We start from the raw sequence: 20252 nt of genomic DNA on the forward strand, positions 1-20252 counted from the left end.
ATCCTGCTAATTTATGGTGGTTCTAACCCATGTCATCCATAGAATTCAACGAGCGCCTGATGATTTTGATTATCTGCGCTATTCCATTTGCTGCATTACTCTACTGCGGTCTGGTATTTGCCATCGTTTTGACCGTTCCTGCAGCGAAAACCTATCCGCTGTTATTTGGCGGCATCTTTGCTCTGATTCCTTTAGTTACGGGTGCTGCCATCTGGATAGGCCCCGGTCGCAACGCTAGCAATGACTCTGCTCAGTAAATTTTTATCTTTTTTTCCAATTCTCACCCTCGGGTTAGCAGCGCTTGCCATGGCCCATGGCATCTGGGAACACAGCCTGGGGAGCCTGATACTCGGTTTATTTTTTCTCTATGGATTGCCCGTTCTTTCCTATCGCCTGCACAGCCAAATTTATCCCCTCAACAGTGGCGTTAGCTATCTCCAGGGCAGCAACTATTCTCCCTGGTGGGGCAGCCATCAGTTTCAACTGATCTATATCGCTTTTCCAGCCTTAGAAACCTGCTTAAGATTAGTTCCCGGTTTATTCTCGGTGTGGCTACGGCTGTGGGGAGCCCAAGTTGGCAAACAAGTGTACTGGACACCCGCGTTAGAAATTGCCGACCGAGGTCTATTGACCATTGGCGATGGTGTCGTCTTTGGACATCAGGTGGGTCTGTATAGCCACGTGATTAAACCGCGTCGGCACAACCTGATGCTGTATTTGAAACCCATCACCATTGGCGAGGGTAGCTTTATTGGCGCTGGCTCATACATTGGCCCTGGTGCGACTGTAGCAGCTGGTAGCTTTTTGACCGCAGGTAGCGAGATTTATCCCAATGAGGCCATTGGGGCACCCCAGGAAGTTAACCAAGGAGAGCAGCCATGGGGTGGTTAATTCAAGGCTTTAACGCCCTGTTAGCACCCACCGCTCGACGCTTTCGCCAAGCATTATCCCAGCCCCAGGTGGCCCAGCAAACCTTACAACGATCACTGGTGCGACGGTTGACCCAGTGCGACTATGGACAATCCTTGGGCATTACCTCTGTTGAAGATTGGCACAAGCTACCGATCGTTACCTATGAGGAGCTACAGTCCTGGATCGCCGCTCAAAAATCCCTCACCCCAGAGCCTATTCTGTTTTATGAACAAACATCCGGCAGCAGCGGTCCTGCCAAGCGCATCCCCTACACACGTTCATTACGAAAGTCGTTTAACACCTTATTTTGCCTCTGGGCCCATGATCTAATTACCCATGGACCTCAGTTTAAGACCGGCAAACTATATATGTGTATTTCGCCTAAGCTACTGGCACCGGGAGAAAGCCATACAGGCCTGCAGGACGATTCTGAATATCTGGACCCATGGTTACGGTGGTTGCTTAGCCGGTTTCTAGTAGGGCCAGCTAATGCCCACAGACCGCAACGGCCAGAAGTATTCCAAGCCAATTTATGTACAGCCCTGCTGCGAGCAGAAAACCTGGAGACCATTTCTATTTGGAGTCCTAGCTTTCTCAGGGTGCAGTTGGACTACATTCAAACCCATCGGCAAACGTTGCAGTCACAACTCAAGGGTCAGCTGTCACCGGAGCGATCGCGCTTCCTCAGTGCTGACAAAATTGACTGGGAGGCTTTATGGCCTCAGCTTAAGCTGATTTCTTGTTGGGACAGTGCGATCGCAGCTGACCAGGTCAGCAGCCTGAAATCCCAGTTTCCTCAGACGCTCATCCAGGGTAAAGGCTTGCTAGCAACAGAAGCACCGATGACAGTACCGCTCATCGCCGCAAAGGGCTGTGTGCCTTTGATAACGGAGGTGTTTTTTGAATTTGAGGATGATGCTGGTCAAATTTATCAGCTCCATGAGCTGGAGCTTGGCAAAATCTACAGTGTGATTATTTCCCAAAAGGGTGGGTTATATCGGTATCGGATGGGCGATCGCATCCGACCTACCCATTACTACCAGGCCACCCCTTGCCTACAATTTTTAGGTCGCAGCCATAGCACCAGCGATATGGTCGGCGAAAAACTCACCCTAGACTTTGTCAGACAGATATTCCATCAGCTAAACCTTCCCAGCCACACATTCAAATGCCTTGTTCCCAGCCTATACCCCCAGCCTCAGTACAGCTTATTGCTTGACCAGGCTGGCCCACCTCAACTCGCTACAGCCTTAGAGCAATTACTATGCAATAGCTTTCACTACCGCCAGGCACGTCTTTTGGGGCAACTGCAGCCAGCCCAGGTTTATGACGCTCCCGATATGCCCCAACGACTGATGCAGTATCACTACCACCAGGGCAAACGCCTGGGCGATGTCAAATACCCTTACCTATTAACCACCCCAATTGATATCACCACCGATACCCTTTTTAGTAACATCTGCCGCAGTGCCTTGAGCTAGAGCAGTTTACGCTATCAAAAAGCAGCGGTAGCATAATACAAATCTAAACGTGTCCGAAACTTTGCTGAACACGAGCAAGACTTTCGATACCTCCTATAGCGTTCAAACGTTTGCATCCAGGCTAAGCCCTGATTTCAGGTCAGCACGACACTGCAAAACCGCTCAAACCTCGTAAAGCATGATCAGACACCTTGGCGCACTGATAGCAACGACAGTAGGGCTATGGTTGACGCCTTCATCTGCCCTGGGTCAATCAACGCAGACATGGGATGCCTTACCTGTCAGACAAACTCAACCGGAGCTAGCAATTCGCGTAGGTACCAAAGAGCTCCCTCCATTTATTTCCATAGAGCCATCCGCATCTCCCTATGGTTACAGTGCCGACCTCTGGCAAACCATCGCTGACGATCTTGCTCTGCAAACGGAATGGGTTACCTATCCATCCGTTAGTGACCTATTGACAGGGCTAGAAAATGGCGAAGTTGATGTGGCCATTGCCGGCATTTCAATCACCGCTCAACGTGAAGCTGCAGGGTTTGATTTTTCCTATCCGTTTTACCAATCTGGCCTGCAGCTGATGGTCCCAAAACCGGAGACTACAGCCATAACTCTGACTAGCAGTATGCTGAATTGGCATAACCTACGCCCTATCTTTTTAATATTTGCTAGTAGCACCCTTGTGGGCGGATTAATATGGCTAGTCGAACATAAACACAACGAACATTTTTCAGGCAATCCGATCCGCGGCGTGAGCCAGGGGATCTGGTTTGCGATCGTCACCTTAGGAACATTTGGTTATGGTGACGTTACCCCGACAAAATTTACGGGTCGTTTTATTGCCACCCTGTGGATGGGGCTGAGCTTTTTTATTGTGGCGGACTTTATTGCTTCACTCACAGTGCATCAGCTCAGCGAAAACCAACTAAATTTAGAAGCCCTCGGTGGTCAATCAGTGGGTGCCCTTGAGGGTACTACGGGAGAAATTTTTCTGCAAAGTCAGCCTGTAAAGTTGATCACCTATCCAACCTTTGAAGCTGCCGTTGCGGCCCTGGAAAATGGGGAAATTAAGGGACTGGTACAGGATGCGCCAGCATTACGTCACTTTATCAATCTGAATCCTGGCTATTTTGAGCTGGCGGGTGATTTACTCACCAACGAAGGCTACGGCATTGCTGTGCGGGAAAACGACGCCAATTTGTTAGAAGCGGTTGATCAGCTCATTTTGGAATATCAGCAACAGGGCTTTTTGCAGCAGCTCCACCACAAATGGTTTAACGAGGTAGGAGTTCTTGCTGACTAAGACATAGCAAGGCAGAAAGCGACAGTGGGATTGACAGAAATGTGCATAGTTTTGAGGTCATCACCATATTAACTAGTAATATCTGGCATCTACTGCGAAAGTTAGCCCCTTAATAGGCCTCGGATCGCTCGACTTCTTGTCCTAAGTTTGACTATCCCGAGAGGACCATGAAACCTCAAAGTTCCCTGAATGCACTCGCTCATCCTCAGCCTTCACCACTGCTACCTATGGCTCCAAATCAGTCCAATAGTTTTGTGAATTCAATTCTGGCTAACTGGATTGATGGCATTCTCATGTTGACTGAGGATGGTCAATGTGTGGAAAGTAATAGCCTTGCACGCAGTATTTGCGATCGCATCGCCCAAGATTATCCTTGCATCAATCAATTACCTGAAGAAATCTGGAAGACTTGCCAGGTCCTGATTGAAAGCCGAAAAGACTTTCCGAACCATCTGATCATTGCTGAGTCAGAACTCAAACTCAAACAATCCCACGACCATATTCGCATTCGGGTTCGGTGGTTCCAGCTCAGTCACCAGGCTGATCCCCACATTCTGGTGATCTTGGAAGATCAGGGATACTCTAACCATAACCTGGCAGTCACCGAGACAATCCGATACGACTTAAGCCCGCGAGAGGCAGATGTATGGACTCTTCACCGGCTTGGTTACACATACCAAGAAATCGCGGCAGAACTACACATTGCGCTAAATACCGTCAAAAAACACATGAAGAATACCTACGCTAAACAACATCTAGTTAGCATGCTAAAAGAGTCTTACCCTGCCACGCTTGCAAGCTAGGGTTTTATCTTAAGAAATCAGTAAAGCTTCTGCAGACTGTTTACCAGAAAGGTCTATTGCTTCACTCATTAGCTCCTATACCCTTTCTTGAACAGCATTCACGCTGGTGCTCAAGGGCAATACCTATGTTGCCTTTATTGGAAACTAAGATACCCAGTATAAAAAGTACCCCGTGGGGTACTAGCTCAAGAGATACCGAGGAAAGCATTATGTGATTAAGAAATCGTCAAGAAGAGAGTTTATGAATCGAAAAGAGGCTGATTTTACTCAGTAATCTTAGCAAAACTCTTCTCCTCTACTCACTCGAAATAGCTCCTTAATTAACAGAGAGATTATCTGTAATGGCAACGCTTACCCTGATCAAGGTTGATATTATCCCCTCTCCGACTTGTCCTAACACTGTATCTACAGAATACCGCTTTTTAGGTGGTGGTGTAGGTTCACCACCTTATAGCGTGCCGAAGGGCCCCTCGTACACTTTTCCTGGAGGTGGCGCAACGTTAACTTGGTCCTCTGGGGCTGGTAAGCTTTATCTTTACATCGACGGCCAGTTAGCTCATATGGGTAATGGAATAATTGGCACTAATCCGACATCAGGCACTAAAGTTTACAACAGCTTTTGCAATTACGGTACGTTCAAAGTAACCTATAAGGTAACTTAGCGAATGTTGTGTACTTTCTCACGAGAGAGTTTGTTAGCCTGTTATCCCTGAAGTCATTTAATCTAATTGAAGGGTTCTGACATAAAGTAAAGCATGTCAAACTCTTCTAGTTGGGAGCTGCTAGAGCAATCTAGCAGCTTTTAAGTCTGAAATTAGTTGTGGTTTCGTGTATATTTGTGCTGCCGCAAAGGTTTCTAGGATGTATTCTATTAACGAAACACTTTATATAAACACTAAAGCAGTATCGTGTTCATCAAAAATCATGGTCTAAGGTACTTGATAGTGAGTAAGGTAGCAGTTTGCTGCTGCTTACTGCTATCTAGACCTGCTCAGAGTCAAGTGATACCCGATGGCACTACATTAACTCCTAATCCTGGGTCGTGTGAGGGCGGTTGTACCATAATTGGGGGTACACCAGATCTGACGGGGACGAATTTATTCCATAGCTTTACGGAGTTTTCAGTGCCTACAGGTGGCACCGTTGTTTTTGACCATAATCCTGCCATCCAGAACATACTTACTCGAGTCACTGGAGGCAATAGATCCGAAGTTGATGGCATAATTCGCACTAATATTACGAGTAACGCTAATCTGTTTTTGCTAAACCCCAACGGTATTTTTTTTGGTCCCAATGGGGCCCTGGATATTGGAGGTTCATTTGTTGCTACAACAGCAGATGCTATTCAGTTTGATGACCAGGGTGCTTTTAGCGCCTTTGACACTGACAACAACCTCACATTATTAACAGTTAATCCATCAGCGTTTTTATTTAATCAGGACACGACACAGCCTATTATCAATCAATCTCTTGCAGCCAATCCCTCCCTCCCTTTTATTACTGGTGGACTAAGTATTCGAGAGGGCAAGAGCTTACTACTGTTGGGTGGTAACATTGTTCTAGAACCTTCATCTAATAACTCTTTTGGAGGACTCCTAACCGCCTTTGGTGGGCAAATCGAGTTGGGAGGAGTGGTAGGGCCAAGTGTAGTTGACCTAATAAGCAATGGAAACAGCTTAAGCTTAAGCTATGAAGAAGGTACAGAACTGGCTGACATCTCTCTCAATAGTTCTCAATTAAACATATCTAGTCTAATTGGGAATGAAGCTGGTAGCATTACAATCAATGCCAGCGATGTTACGTTGGCAAACGGCAGCTCTGTTACCAGTGAAACATTGAGCCAGGATGACTCTGGAGATATCTTTATACGAGCCGATAATTCTGTTGTAATAGAGAATAACAGCAGTCTTTCAAGCCTGACGTTTGGTTCTGGCTCAGGGGGTAATATAGAAATCATAGCGAAACGTTTTGCATTAAATGACGGCTCTGGTTTAATAGTCAGCACATTTGCTCTAGGTGACGCTGGCGAGATTTCCATAGACGCTGAAACAGTATCACTCAATAATAACGTTTTTATTACGAGTGAGGCACTTGGAGAAGTCTCAGGCACTGCGGGTAATCCTGGTGAGATCCAGATTATAACCAATACTCTTTCATTAACCAATGCAGCCACAATAACGGCTCTTACCAATGGTAATGCAGTAGATGTCCAAGCATCAGGTCTTATAGACATTAATGCTGCCGACACAGTCTCTCTAGCAGATAGTAGTGTTATTACTAGCGGCACGTTTGGCCAAAGAGATGCCAGCAATATAGAAATCACCACAAACAACTTAATTATTCAAGACTCTGCTGGTATATTCGCCTCTGCTAATACAGAAGCGACCAGTGCAGCCGGTAAGATCGATCTAGACATTGAGCACCTGACGTTGAGTGATAATGCTCAAATTATCTCCAGTACCAATGGAGAAGGTGATGCTGGTAGCATATTTATCAGAGATGCTCAAGCGATATCCATTTCTGATAGCATCATCTCCACCGAAACTAATGCTGCTGGCAATGGCGGAGACATTGATATTGAAGCCCAACAACTGGTCGCAGAAAACGAAGCGGGTATATCTGCTCGGTCTACGGGATCAGGGCCAGCCGGAGATATCACACTCCGAACCAGTGAACGCCTCGCAGTGGAAGATGGGGCTCAGATCGAGGTGAGTGGGGAAGGCTCCGGTAACAGCGGTATGCTTAAGGTTATTAGCGATCTGGTTGTGCTTGAGAATGGCCAATTACTCGCTTCGGTACAGGAAGGCAATGATGGAAATATTCTCCTTGAGATCGAAGATGCTCTGATTTTGAGAGACGATAGTCTGATCTCGGCTGAAGCGTTTAATGATGCCAATGGCGGCAACGTTGATATCATCACACCGTTTATTATTGCCTTATCTCCCGATGGTCCTAATGGCAACGATATTCAAGCCAGCGCCATTGATGGCGACGGTGGACGGATTACGATTCAAGCCAATACGCTCTTTGGGATTGAAGAAAGTCGGGCTATTGATGGCAATATGACCAACAATATTGATGCCAGTTCGGAAGCTGGGATTGATGGTGAAGTCATCATTGAAACCCTACAGGTTGATCCTGATGAAGGTATTGATCCATTACCGAATCGCCTGGCTGTTCCGGAAATTGGTCAGGGATGTCAGACCAGCAGCAATGGACAATTTGTTGCTACAGGACGGGGAGGATTAACTGCCAGTCCATATGAGCCCCTCAGCAGTGATGGAATTCAAGACGATATCTATCCGGTAGGTCAGGGATTAACACAGCCAACAGAATCGCGTTCAACTTCGGAAATGGCTAGCATATCTGACGAACAAAGTCTGATTGAAGCTCAAGGATGGGGAAGAAACACCCAGGGAACTGTTGTACTGCTTGCAGAGAGTTCAGCCGCTCATAGTGACTGCCAGAGAACTGTGTCAGGAGCATTTTGAGATGAGATCTCTATTTCCACAAGCAGTAGGACGTCGCCACCTATATTGTTTACTATTGGCGATAGTTAGTTTTCTCATAACCGTTAGTTTTCCTGCTCTCCATACCCAACGGGTAACTGCAGCTACTATCGCACATCCATCGATGCAACCTGGGTCTAGTTCCCTAGCCCAGGGTAAAACTGAGCTTTTACAAACAGGCATACAGCTTTATGAAGCAGGGCAGTTTGCAGCAGCGATTGATAGCTGGAACCGAGCCTTACAACCCCATGAGGATACGTTAGAGACTCTGGACCAGGCATTATTATTCAGTAATCTCTCCCTGGCCTATCAACATTTGGGCCAGTGGGCTCAAGCAACAGAGAATATCTCTCAAAGTTTCGCCATACTTGCAGCTACACCAAATACATCGAGAGATGAGGCATACTTGGAGACCCTGGCAAAAGCGCTAAACACCCAAGGGCGTTTGTATTGGGGCCAAGGCAATATGGAAGCGGCTCTTACCACCTGGCGTGAAGCAACAGCGACATATCGTCAGGCAGGCCATGAAAGAGGTGTATTACTCAGCTTGATCAATCAAGCTAAAGCCCTACAAGCATTGGGCTTCCATGAGAAATCAAGGAAGATTTTAGAAGAGGACATTGAGCACATCCTTCAGAATGAACAACTTGATCCAACTCTAAAAGCTATAGGGTTTTGGAATCTGGGAAATGCACAAAGACAAGTGGGTGATCTGCAAGCATCTCAGATACACTTACAACAAAGCCTGGCCATTACCCAAACATATCAACTAGAAAGGTTACGCCCTGCAGTGCTGCTGGACTTAGGCAATACTGAGCAGGCACTGAGTAATAGTACGAGTGCAATCGGTAAACGAGATGAAGCTTTAGCTCATAAACAGGCTGCTCTCGACGCCTATCAAGAGGTGGCTAGTTCTCTCCCCATCTCCATCAATCAGGTGCAGGCTAATCTCAATCAGCTCAGTTTTTTGGTAGATCTTAAAGAATGGTCTGCGGTTCAAGCTCTTTGGCCCAACTTACGAGCGGCAGTGACGCAGTTACCACCCAGTCGTACTGCCATCTATGCTCAACTTAACTTTGCCAAGAGTTTAGTTAATATCTTACGGGTCTCCAATGAATTCCAGAATCGCCTCAACCAAGTGCCTACATGGCAAGACATCGATGCGATTTTAATCAGGGCAGTCGAGCAGGCACAGGCGCTAGATGATCCGATTGCACAGTCCTATGGAGTTGGGCAACGCGGGGAGCTGTATGAAGTCATTCAGCAATGGTCAAAAGCGGAAGCGTTTACTCAAGAAGCGCTCTGGCTAACCAATGTGCCCCAATATCTAGATGGTCGCTATCGTTGGGAATGGCAACAAGGTCGATTACTCAAAGCACAAGGCAAACGCGACAAAGCAATTAAAGCCTATGGTGCTGCCGTTAAAACTTTAGAACAGGTGCGGAAAAATCTGCTTTTCATTGATGCGGAAGTGCAGTTTTCATTTCGAGATAATGTCGAACCTGTGTATCGTGAACTGGTTGAACTGTTACTGAATACCGACGATGGGATTGAGCCTAGCCAGGAGGATTTAGACCAGGCTATTCAACAGATTGATAGTCTACAGCTAAGCGAGCTGGAAAATTTTCTGCGTTGTGATTTAACTCAAACAACATCGATTAGTCAATTTAAGATTGATTCAAATACAGCTATTCTGTACCCGATGATCTTAGACGATCGTCTAACTGTCATCTTACAGCTGTCGGAGAAAAAGGTTTTTTCGGCAGTCTCTATGCCCAGGGCAGATGTGGAGCAGACGCTGCGACAGTTCCGACAAGATCTGAGTAATGCGCCTAGTCGCACACCTGAAGTTATTACTGCGGCTAAAGAGGTTTATCAATGGTTGATTGCGCCTTTGGAACCGGCACTGCAGCAACAGGGTCAGATTGATACTTTGGTTTTTGTTTTGGACGGCTCTCTGCGGAATATTCCGATGGCGGCCTTACATGATGGGGAAGACTATCTGATTAAGAAATATGCGATCGCAGTTGCCCCTCAACTCGAATTATTTACCCCCAGCCCACTGCCCAAGGCGCTGAGGGCATTTACTGGAGGTGTTGGTAAACCTCAAGAAGTAGAGGGTCGAACCTTCTCTGCAATCGAAAAACTCACAGCAGAACTCGATGAAATCAGTCGATTGACCAACACCCCGCCCCCCTTAATTGACGAGGAATTTCAGCGAGAAACCCTCCAGGAAAAACTCAGTACAGGCGAATATTCTGCTATCCACATCAAAACCCATGGTCTCTTTAGCTCAGACCCAGAAGAAACCTTTATCGTGGCCTATGAAGAACTGATTCGCGGTCAGGAGCTGGGTGAGCTAATTCAAACCGCAAGCTTGCAAGGAGATACTCCCGTTGAGCTGCTGGTGTTGAGTTCCTGTTCAACGGCAACTGGAGATAACCGGGCCGTATTAGGACTAGCCGGGATCGCAGTGCGAGCAGGCGCACACAGTGCCGTCTCTACGCTCTGGGAAGCCCGAGACGAACCCAATACTGAGCTGATGATCCAGTTCTATAAAGAACTGCAGCAACCGGGGGCTAGTCGAGCCCAGGCTTTGCGGAAGGCTCAATTATCACTTATTGAGCGGTACAGAGCCCCCCATATTTGGGCAACTTATGTACTGGTCGGCAACTGGTTGTAGAAACGACACAGCTGCCATACCCTGCCCCATCCGGACTCGATCAAACCACATTATCTATCTATCAACTTGACTGGGCCGATTACAGGTTCTTGAGTCAGAGCCTCTAACTCAACGGCTTCTAAAAGCTCAACCCAGGATTGTTCTAACTCAACGTTATTGCCAGACACAGCTTGCAGTTGCGCCGCTAAATTATCAACCAGGTCATACCAGATATCGGACGAAGCATCACTGGCCTGAGCGTCTACCTCGGATGTCGAGGCCACCCGCTGGACCCAACCATCAATATTCAAGTCAGTTTGGGCCTCCACCGTTGATGCACAGGATAAATTCAAATACCAGTGATAGTATTGGCCCTCTTGTAAGCTCGACACCTCATCCATAGGTAACGTAATGCTAACAAAACCAGGTTCGGCAGGCAGTTGGAACAAGGTTTTATAAATCCGCTCATCTTCATTTTGGGTCAGTATCGAAAACTCACCCTCTTGCACTTCAGCTGCCGTGTAGGGGACATAGAACCAAAACGTGGGATGTCCTGACAGGGTTTTACCTTGCGCACTGATGGGCGTAATCGCCGTCAGCTGTTGTGCTCTGGGCGGACATACAGCTTGATCGCCGCTTAAGCTGCCTCCAGGGGTGCGATTGCCATCAGGAATCGGCGTCGTCGGAGGGTTGGGTAGGTCGTCAGATTTTTGATCATGATCATGATCAATCGGATGGGTGGGGATAGCTGATGCAACAGGTATGGAACCTAACTGACTCAACAGTGCTGTCAACGTAAAACTGATGAGAGCTGAATGATTTCGCGATCGCATTGATCAATTCCTCAAAAAGAACGTTTTCAGGCCGACTTAACTGAATAGACTTTACTTAATAGACTTGTTTAATAATGGTTCCGTAATAGCTCGTAAATAGCCATGCTTATACGCTAACAAAACTCCAGCAGTACTACCTAAGGCTAATAGTGCTGGTACGAGAGGAACCCATCCCCCCTGAACCAACAGCAATAAGCAGGCTTGACGCAAACCCAGAATTACCACCACTCCAGCCCCCGACAGGATAAGGATTGAACTGGCCCGCCAGACTAACACACCACCGATGATGGCCCAACCCCAAATCCAGAGCATATCGCCCCACTGCCACTGTCCCCATTGAGGCAATGCCCAGATTAGCGGACGTTCATCCAAGACAGCCGCCAGTATTTGGCTCACACTGTGGCCATGGACCCAAACCCCCGGTAGTTCACCATAGGGTGTCTGACGATAATCATGACCGACAGGATCGGTCATGCCAATAAGCACAACGCGATCGCGAATTAGATCCTCATCTATTGTCCCTGCCAACAGGTCGGTGAGACTAATTCGGCGTGCGGGTCTCGGGTTCAATCGATAGTTCAACAAAATTTGGCTACTCTGACCATCCAACCGTTGATAGCCAACCGTTCGCTGAGCCAGTCGCTCCAATACCACTGGCCCCAACTGCCAATTTTGCGACTCATTAACCTCTAATGGCTGCACACCTTCTGCCTGCAGATATCTCAGCGCCAGGTTTAGACTCAAACTATAGGGAGTAGAGCACACAGGGGAAACAGGGCCTAACCTGGGGTCATAGGATAGCAGCTGACGCCGTACTACAGAATGACCACGCTGATAGATATCATCAATTTCTAAATCACTAAACCCTACCTGAACTCTTCCTTGCGCAGAAGATAACTCAGGAGGATGTCCCATAATCTCTCGATCTTTTTGGCCAAAAGAACAAACCGTAACAAGATTAGGAAATTGGTCAAACTGAGCCAATAAATCTTCTCGTCCAGGCTCATTGACCTGATAGCGATGCATATCCACACCAATCACCCTGGGCTGGAACTGTTGCAGTTCTTCTATGGCTGTGGCCAGTTTTTCATCGGTGATAGGATAACCATATTTATCCGTGTCATCTTCACGAATTTCTACCACTAGCAGACGCGAATCAATCGGCTGTCTAAATCCCGCCGAACGGGCACGCATTAAGTGATCATACGCCGACAGCTCTAGGGATTGTAACAGCCCTACGGCTCTAATCAGTGCAACAGACACAGTCATCGCCAGACTGGCAATAGCCAGCTTGCGCCCATTAATCGAGTTTGTCGGTCTGATACTCACTGGCTCAGGCGGCTGCAGTGGTTTTATCGATTGCCTGACAAATCGTCTGGACGGCTGAACGGGCCAAATGAGAGGAGTTTGAGTTGGATTTTGAAAAATTACCGGCAGCCAGGTAGCCCCCGGATATTCTCCCTCTAGGCCCTGTAATTGCTCTCTCGCCTGTCGAACTGCCGTATAAAAGGCCTCGCCCTGGGAAAACAACCGTAAAAAATTTTGCAAAAAGGTATGCGCCACCGGATCAATGACCGGCTCTCGCATCACAATCATCTGCGGCAGATTCAGATCGGCCAAGGATCGAGCCAATTCCATGCCATCGCATGAATTAAAAATTGCTAGCTTTAAGCCATAACTAATCGATGCCTTGAGTGCATTTCTCAACTGCTCCACTGACAGCTGTTCTTCGGGATTTAGAAAAATCTGTCCTGTCGGCTTTCCGGTTGGGTCTAATGCCTGACTTGTGCTGTGGCCAGCAAAAAAGAGAATATCCCAACCGTTTTCATCCCATAAACATTCATTGAGTTCTGAACGTTTAGGTTCTTTGAGAACAAAGGTTTCAGCATCTGCATTCTCGAACATCAAGCGGTCTGGCTGAATATTAATGCCATCGCTATGCCCCAACACCACCAAGATCCGCATGGGCCGATTCTTTCTAGCCAGCGATGCCGGGACCCGCTCATATTCCTGAAGGCTCAGGGCCATCTCAGCCTTAGGATAATGCTCAAAAAATCGCCAAAGATGCCAGGGTAGTTTTTGCAGAAAAGGATCTTCAGTTTCAATAATGACTCGAATATTTTCCCCAGCGTTCAGTTTCGTCCTGAGTTGCTGGTCAATATTACGAAAACCAGCTGAGTTTAGCCAGTCATCTATTTCAGTTTTTAGCTGTCCACACAATCCCCTAAACTCTGCACTGGAAACATTGGTCACCGGTTCGGGATCAAATTCGATATCATCCGTTAACGATGCACGATACCCAAATGGATTATTTAGGGCTTCATAGCGGACTTTCCATTGCTGATAAAGCTCAGGCAAATGTGCTGCAGGGGGTAGGCTACCGCGATATTTGACGGGTATCTGATTATCCTCTAACCACAGCTGAGCATCAACGTTAGCTAATCCCTGTTGACAGTTTCCTGGACCTAAATTTAAGACGACAAGTGGGTTCATGGGAACAGCTCAGACAACAGTCATACCGAAAAGGTTTCGCTAAAGGCATCATCATCTAGAGTAATCTGTAGTCGAAATTGAGCACCTGGTAAACACCGAAAATAGGGCAATCGCATATAGTCTTCATAATCACGAGCTTGAACGGGCTGCAGAGCCTTATCATTATTTGAATAAATAGAGAGGATCAGACCTGCGGGCACATAGTGATCCTCCATGGCAGAATGCACCTGCACTCGCACACCCATACGACCGTCCACACCTGAATTGAGTACCAGTAATAAGGCTATCGTCTGAGGAGCGGATCTAGCATTTAAGGTAATGAATTTAACACAGAGGGCACAAAATCCTTTAGCCGGCTTGGTCTGTCTGATGTTATAGACTACAGCCGGATATTGAGTTGCCCAGGATTCCAGGGGCTGCCATTCGTCTGCGAAAAGGGTTTGAGCCCATTGCTCAAATGGCGGGGCTAGTCTGGGCAAAACGACATCAGGTTGGCTGAGGTGATGCATCGCGTGCTGTAGTTGCGTGTTGGATCAGGTGGACAGTGGCGCGATCGCAGCTTGCGTCATGGCGTCTGGACAGTGCTGGCATATGGTCCAAAAGGCGTTGAGATCGTGCTGTAGCTGATGATGGTGTAACAGTAGGTGCGATCGCAACAATCATAATCAGCATTTTGTTTGAGATATTGATGGGTTGTATATCCCCAAACCCTAAATCACTGATTCTCTGGGTCAATCTGAATCGCCAAATAGTAATCGACAGCCCAAGCTGGAATGTCAACCCATGCTTGAGGGAGCTCAAAGCCATCAACATCTGACATATCCCCTAGCAGTAACACTATCCGTTTTGCCCCGAGCGTCACACCGCTGCCGCCCACGAGTTCCCAGATACTCTGTAAACCCTTCAGAGCAGGCCAGATCCCAGCGGCTGTATCATATTCTTGCTGAAACCAGGGAACAAATATTTGCAGACACAGTTGATTGAGATACTGAATTATTCAACTCCGGCTCACTCGTTCGCAAACCGTCGCCACACCAATAACAACCGCCTTAAAGTAGGCACATGGGTAGGGTCTCCCCTAACTATTCATTCAATATTTCCGCCTCCAAGTCTCGCAAAATGGTTGAACCATTCGACTGCTGCGGGTTAAAAATGGCCTTTAGAGATTGTTCCAGAGTTTCTCCCATAGCAATCCGATTTTGATACGCCACGATCACACGCGCCAAAATTGGTAGCCGATTTTGTTCTGCTTCCAGGTATAGCGGTTCCACATAAAGCAGTGATTCTTCAATGGGTATCACCAGCAGATTTCCCTGGTTAGCCCGCGACCCCTGGGTATTCCACAAAGAAATACGCTGTGAGATCTCCGGGTCTTGATTAATCCGGGCTTCAATTTGTTCCGGACCATAGACCAGTTCTTGCTTGGGGAAGCGATAGAGCAATTTACGACCATATTGATTACCATCTGAACGTGCCGCTAACCAGGCGATCAGATTATTCCGCTGAGAGGGGGTAAACGGACGCAGGAGAACAAATTCTTCCTCTGCTTCCTCCGGCAGTCTCATAATCAAATAATAGGGCTCTACCACCTGAGACTCGTTAGCGTAAATTTCATTGGGAGCTCGCCATGTATCTTCTCGGTTATAGAAAATACGTGGGTCGGTCATGTGATAGACCAACAGCTGATTTGACTGCACCAGAAAATAATCTTCGGGATAGCGAATATGGGCAGCCAGAGCAGGAGGCATCGCTTCTAGCGGCTGAAAAAGCTTAGGAAACAGTCGAGCCCAGGTTTGAATGATGGGGTCAGTGGCATCAGCTATATAAAATGAGACTGAGCCATGATAAGCATCGACCACCACCTTAACGGAGTTGCGAATATAGTTAAACGGCTGTCCCCCTGGGTCTGAGTAAGGGTAGCGATCGCTAGTGGTATAGGCATCGATTATCCAGTAGAGATAGCTACCCTCGGGATCAATGGGGTTAGACACATCAGAAGCAGCTTGAGCATTCGCATCGGCCACCACTAAATAAGGATCGCCGTCAAACTGCAGAAATGGCGCAATTTGTTTAACTCGGTCTTGAATATTGCGGCGAAACAACAGTTTTGTCTCAGCGGTAAAGTCATTGGTAAACAACATTTGCCAATCGCCGAGATGTTTAGCATATATCAGTCGTCGCCACAGTGCTCCTAGACTAACCCCATCCTCCCCAGCGTAGGTGGTATACACGTTATCCTCTTCTCCTGGGTAGTCTAGTTCGAGCACCCGTGTTCCCGTCATCACGTAGTTGTCGGTCAGCTCTCCAAAATAAATACGGGGCTGTCCAATGGGAATACTGCGAGCCACATCTTCATTGCTAGGGACATGGGCAATGTCTTTGATGAAATAATCGGGCAGACCACCAATAGCCGCCGTATTCACCGGGCTCATGGTAAAGCCATAGCCATGGGTATAGCTCAGGTGTTTGTTGACCCAGGTTTGAGCCGTATCCTCCAGCCGCTCATAGTTAAGTTCACGGGCCGAAATCAGTACCTGACGCCGCTCAATGGTGCCGTCACTTTTGATCAGGGTATAGCGGTCAACATCGGCATCTACAAATTCATAATACAAACGAATCTGTTGCAGCTGTCGATTACTTTCCAGCAGCGGTCGTGTATCCCAGACGCGAATATTACGCACCGTCAGATCGTTATTGTTTAACTTTTCTGCCGTCAGGTTGCTTTGGGGGTCAAAACTCTCTTCTTGGATATCGGTCAGGTTAAAGGCATCACGGGTAAAGGCAATCGAGCGTTCAATGTAGGGGCGCTCTCGTTGAAATTCGTTGGGTTGTACCATCAACCGTTGCACCAGCCAGGGAGCCAGAGTCTCACCAATCAGGGCCACGGTCATATATGTGGCAATGAGAATAATAAAAGCGGGCAGTCTCAGCCTTGATTGATGTTTGCTAAACCCAAACAGAGCACGTCCTAAGGCAACAACGACCAACGTCAGCGTGATAATGCTCAAGGCTGTCTGCACAGGTAAATCCACCAGCACATCGGTGTAGCTAGCCCCGTAGGTAACGCCCTGCCTGGAATACAGTAACTCATACCGATTGAGCCAATGGCTCACGCTGGTGGTCAATAGGAGCATGCCTGCCAGCAAGTAGAGATGTCGCTTTTGTGGGGCTGAAAACCCTAAAAACCGCCCCTGGCTGAGACTTTTGCCTGCCAGTAAATAGACTAGAGCAACGACAATTAACGTATACAGAAATAATCCGGACAGCCAAAACTCGGCTAGCTCTAAAACGGGCAACCGAAAGATATAAAAGCTAATGTCTTGCTTAAACAGGGGATCGATATGGTCAAAACTGGTGGGGTTGAGGGCGGGTAAGATCCGCGACCATTGAGAGGAGATGACCAGACCAAAGCTCAGGCTGAGCAGTACGGTTGCGATCGCACTTCCTACCTCTGGATACAGCAACACCCCCAGGGTGATAACCAGCAGCAGCCCGGCCTGCCAGGGCTGAGCGATTATTTGCTGAACAATCTGCCCCCCTTTATCTATACTCAGCCACAGGGGCAATGTCGGTAGCGGGTCAGCCGCGCTAGCATGCCAGCGAGTCAGGGCCAGCTGACCACTGTATAGCAATAAGACTGACAGCAGCAGTGCTAACCCGGTAACCAGGGGTAACAGCCGTCCCAAACCAATCCCCCGCCGTCGATTCTCAGCATTGGGCACAATGCAATAATCATCAAAGCTCAGCTGCCAGGCCAGGCGCAGGTTAATACCAGCGAACAGTAAGCTACACAGCACTGCCACTATGCCCAAACCCATCTGGGTCCGTAACCTGAGCCAGAAAACCCCCAGATAGTCCACTGAGCGAAACCACAACCCCTCTGCAACAAAGTAGGTAAGGATATCCAGACTGAGGAGGAGTGCGATCGCAATTAGCACCCAAGGCCAATAGACGCCAGTCGCTTTTCGTAGAATGGGCCGGTCTTGCACAGTCGCCATAGCAGCTCAAGATACGTCGGAGAGATATCACTCTATCTTAAACAAACGTTTCTCAACTCAGACCAAGTTCAAATCTGCCAGCCGCGAGCAAACGGACTCATCTGTTTGCTAAACCACTTGAAACGTAGTCGCAATGAACCAGACATACAGCATGATAAACAGCCACCCTTCCCAGATCGTAATCTTGTTATCTTGAACGATAAAAAACATGAGTAGTGAAGCCGCTAGCAACGTTGGCACACTATGAGTCAAGATCGAATCAGAAACCGGCAACGGCTGAATTAAACCTGGAATCCCAACCACCACAAAGATATTAAAAATATTAGAACCAATCACATTGCCAACGGCCAACTCAGCCTTACCCTTGAGTGCCGCATTGATAGTCACCATTAGCTCCGGCAAGGATGTTCCCAGCGCAACAGCACTGATGGCAATAATATCTTTGCCAATGTTGAGCCGCTCAGAAATTTGAATCAGCGAGTCAATCGTATAGTTAGCTCCCAGAAATATAAAAATTCCACTCAGCAGCAGCACCAGGCTTTCTCGCGTGGCTTGCGCGGCACTCAACGTCTGGGGAAGAGATTCAATATCAGCCTCCTCAGCAGAGCTGGAATCCTCTTCATCACTGCTTTTCAGGATATAAAACAGATAGACAATATAGCCAATCAGTAGAATTAAAGATTCTCCTCGACTAAAACGCTGATCCGATGACGCCATCAGCGCAAATAGAAAAGCCGAACCTACAAACAAGGGCAGATCAACACTGATCAGGTTGTACATCACCCGTAGAATCTTGGTGCTCAGAATTGCCGCCGTGCCTACTACCAAACAAATATTGGCAATGTTAGAACCAATCACATTACTGGCAACGACTTCCTCAGCCCCTTGAAAAATTCCAAACAATGATGACAGCAGTTCCGGTAGCGACGTCCCCATGGACACAATGGTGACTCCCACAATGAATGGTGGTAGCCCCACAGCTAGCCCCAGCTTTTCAGCAGCATCAGTAAAAAAGTCAGAGGCTTTAACCAACGTGGCCAAACCAACGACAAAGATCAGCAGCAGTAGCGGTAAAGAATCCATAGAAACCCGGAAGTAGGTTAGAACGTAAATGTACCCTGCTTACACATCCAGAACGCTGACTTCTCCTAGAAAAATGCAGAGTGGATGTGTGTCCGCTGTTCAAAATACGACTTCACAATTTATGCTTGCCGCTAGTCAGCGTCAGAAACTTGACGAATCTAACGATGCTTTGTTCTATGAACATCCCCGTTTTGTCACCCATGTCGATGAACGGTTTATTGAGCAGCTGACTGAGTTATATCAGGAACGACTCCAACCCAACAGCTGCATCCTAGACCTGATGAGCAGTTGGGTATCCCACCTGCCTGCCGATATGGAGTTTGCTCGGGTGGAAGGCCACGGGATGAATGCCGATGAAATGGCAAAGAATCCCAGGTTAGATCACTATTTTGTACAAAATCTCAACGAAAACCAGACACTGCCCTATGAGGATCGCACCTTTGATGCCGTCCTCAACACTGTATCTGTGCAGTATTTGCAACATCCAGAAGCCATCTTTGCTGAAATCTATCGTGTCCTCAAACCCGGTGGTATTGCCATTGTTAGCTTTTCCAATCGCATGTTTTATCAAAAGGCGATCGCAGCCTGGCGTGACAGCAGCGATGCCAGCCATATCGCCCTAGTCAAACGCTATTTTGAATCAGTGAAAGGATTCAGCACCCCAGAAGTCATCGCCAACCAACCGCCCATGACCAATCCGCTCTTGCAAATGATGGGCTTTGCCAGCAGCGATCCGTTTTATGCCGTGATCGCAGAACGCATGGAAGTGTTAGTCGGCTAATGGCCCGTCGGGTGGGCATTGCTCACCTATCCCGTCCAGGGGGCAGGGCTGATCTATCGGTGGTAGAAAAAAGATAATGGGGGTGTGCTCTATCGCCCCCGTGTTCTCTCCATGAGCTTAATTCGCCACTTTCAGCAGGTCCGTGACTATCGAACTAAACCGGTGTATCCCTTGTGGATCATTTTAGTCTTGGTGGTGATGGGGACCATGAGTGGGTGCTATGGCTATCGCCCCTTGGCCACTTTCGTACAACGTCATCAAGCAGAGCTATTGCGCGTGATGGAGTTGCCTCATGAGCGGTTGCCCAGCCTGTCCACCTTGCGCCGGATCATGGTGCGTCTCAACTTTACTGAGTTAGCCGAGGCGTTCAATGCCTGGGCTATCGACAGTCTGGGTC

At 47.8% G+C, this 20252-nt stretch carries 17 protein-coding genes; 10 read left to right on the forward strand and 7 right to left on the reverse strand.

The features are described from left to right. Positions 1 to 29: 29 nt before the first annotated feature. The 8 genes from N836_RS57555 (at position 30) to N836_RS57585 (ending at position 10688) form a co-directional block, all read left to right on the forward strand. The gene (locus N836_RS57555) at positions 30 to 257 is read left to right on the forward strand and encodes a hypothetical protein (RefSeq protein WP_023073927.1); all 228 of its coding nucleotides are present in this window, start codon (positions 30 to 32) and stop codon (positions 255 to 257) included. Further along, the gene (locus N836_RS57560) at positions 241 to 891 is read left to right on the forward strand and encodes a maltose O-acetyltransferase (RefSeq protein WP_023073928.1); all 651 of its coding nucleotides are present in this window, start codon (positions 241 to 243) and stop codon (positions 889 to 891) included. The genes N836_RS57555 and N836_RS57560 overlap by 17 nt, the downstream gene beginning before the upstream one ends. Continuing rightward, positions 879 to 2393, forward strand: coding sequence for a GH3 family domain-containing protein (locus N836_RS57565; protein WP_023073929.1), 1515 nt, complete (start codon positions 879 to 881; stop codon positions 2391 to 2393). Before N836_RS57560 ends, N836_RS57565 begins: the two co-directional genes overlap by 13 nt. Positions 2394 to 2571: 178 nt before the next feature. After that, positions 2572 to 3693, forward strand: a complete 1122-nt coding sequence (locus N836_RS57570; RefSeq protein WP_023073930.1) for a transporter substrate-binding domain-containing protein — start codon at positions 2572 to 2574, stop codon at positions 3691 to 3693. 167 nt (positions 3694 to 3860) lie between these two features. Further along, on the forward strand, positions 3861 to 4496 hold the full coding sequence (locus N836_RS57575) for a helix-turn-helix transcriptional regulator (protein ID WP_023073931.1): 636 nt from the start codon (positions 3861 to 3863) through the stop codon (positions 4494 to 4496). Positions 4497 to 4837: 341 nt separating this feature from the next. Further along, positions 4838 to 5158, forward strand: coding sequence for a hypothetical protein (locus N836_RS76600; RefSeq protein ID WP_161634991.1), 321 nt, complete (start codon positions 4838 to 4840; stop codon positions 5156 to 5158). 282 nt (positions 5159 to 5440) lie between these two features. Next, positions 5441 to 7987: a two-partner secretion domain-containing protein gene (locus N836_RS57580; protein ID WP_071789071.1), complete on the forward strand. Its 2547-nt coding sequence runs from the start codon at positions 5441 to 5443 to the stop codon at positions 7985 to 7987. A 1-nt stretch (position 7988) separates the two neighbouring features. Further along, the gene (locus tag N836_RS57585) at positions 7989 to 10688 is read left to right on the forward strand and encodes a CHAT domain-containing protein (RefSeq protein ID WP_031293232.1); all 2700 of its coding nucleotides are present in this window, start codon (positions 7989 to 7991) and stop codon (positions 10686 to 10688) included. A 50-nt stretch (positions 10689 to 10738) separates the two neighbouring features. Here N836_RS57585 and N836_RS57590 read toward each other — a convergent pair whose 3' ends face one another. The 7 genes from N836_RS57590 to N836_RS57610 form a co-directional block, all read right to left on the reverse strand. Beyond that, positions 10739 to 11500: a DUF928 domain-containing protein gene (locus N836_RS57590; protein WP_023073934.1), complete on the reverse strand. Its 762-nt coding sequence runs from the start codon at positions 11498 to 11500 to the stop codon at positions 10739 to 10741. Positions 11501 to 11551: 51 nt separating this feature from the next. Beyond that, positions 11552 to 13993, reverse strand: a complete 2442-nt coding sequence (locus N836_RS57595; protein ID WP_023073935.1) for a CHASE2 domain-containing protein — start codon at positions 13991 to 13993, stop codon at positions 11552 to 11554. Between the two features lie 20 nt (positions 13994 to 14013). Next, entirely contained in the window at positions 14014 to 14502 is a 489-nt protein-coding gene (locus N836_RS73525; protein WP_023073936.1) for a DUF1822 family protein, read from the reverse strand. Next, positions 14480 to 14800, reverse strand: a complete 321-nt coding sequence (locus tag N836_RS75965; protein WP_152532191.1) for a hypothetical protein — start codon at positions 14798 to 14800, stop codon at positions 14480 to 14482. Before N836_RS75965 ends, N836_RS73525 begins: the two co-directional genes overlap by 23 nt. Then, positions 14709 to 14990: a DUF1822 family protein gene (locus tag N836_RS78205; RefSeq protein WP_081716910.1), complete on the reverse strand. Its 282-nt coding sequence runs from the start codon at positions 14988 to 14990 to the stop codon at positions 14709 to 14711. Before N836_RS78205 ends, N836_RS75965 begins: the two co-directional genes overlap by 92 nt. Before the next feature lie 85 nt (positions 14991 to 15075). Beyond that, on the reverse strand, positions 15076 to 17991 hold the full coding sequence (locus tag N836_RS57605; RefSeq protein WP_023073938.1) for a UPF0182 family protein: 2916 nt from the start codon (positions 17989 to 17991) through the stop codon (positions 15076 to 15078). Between the two features lie 108 nt (positions 17992 to 18099). Beyond that, a complete protein-coding gene (locus tag N836_RS57610) occupies positions 18100 to 19074 on the reverse strand; it encodes a calcium/sodium antiporter (protein WP_023073939.1) in 975 nt (324 codons plus the stop codon). 88 nt (positions 19075 to 19162) lie between these two features. On the opposite strand from N836_RS57610, the gene N836_RS57615 reads away from it, so the two are divergent. Together N836_RS57615 and N836_RS57620 are read left to right on the forward strand one after the other, a co-directional pair. After that, positions 19163 to 19855, forward strand: coding sequence for a class I SAM-dependent methyltransferase (locus tag N836_RS57615; RefSeq protein WP_327058715.1), 693 nt, complete (start codon positions 19163 to 19165; stop codon positions 19853 to 19855). Positions 19856 to 19966: 111 nt separating this feature from the next. Next, on the forward strand, positions 19967 to 20252 hold a 286-nt coding region (locus N836_RS57620; protein ID WP_023070614.1), incomplete at its 3' end, for a transposase family protein.

Origin of the sequence: Leptolyngbya sp. Heron Island J, from assembly GCF_000482245.1 — a bacterium.
Classification (GTDB): Bacteria; Cyanobacteriota; Cyanobacteriia; order Phormidesmidales; family Phormidesmidaceae; genus Leptothoe.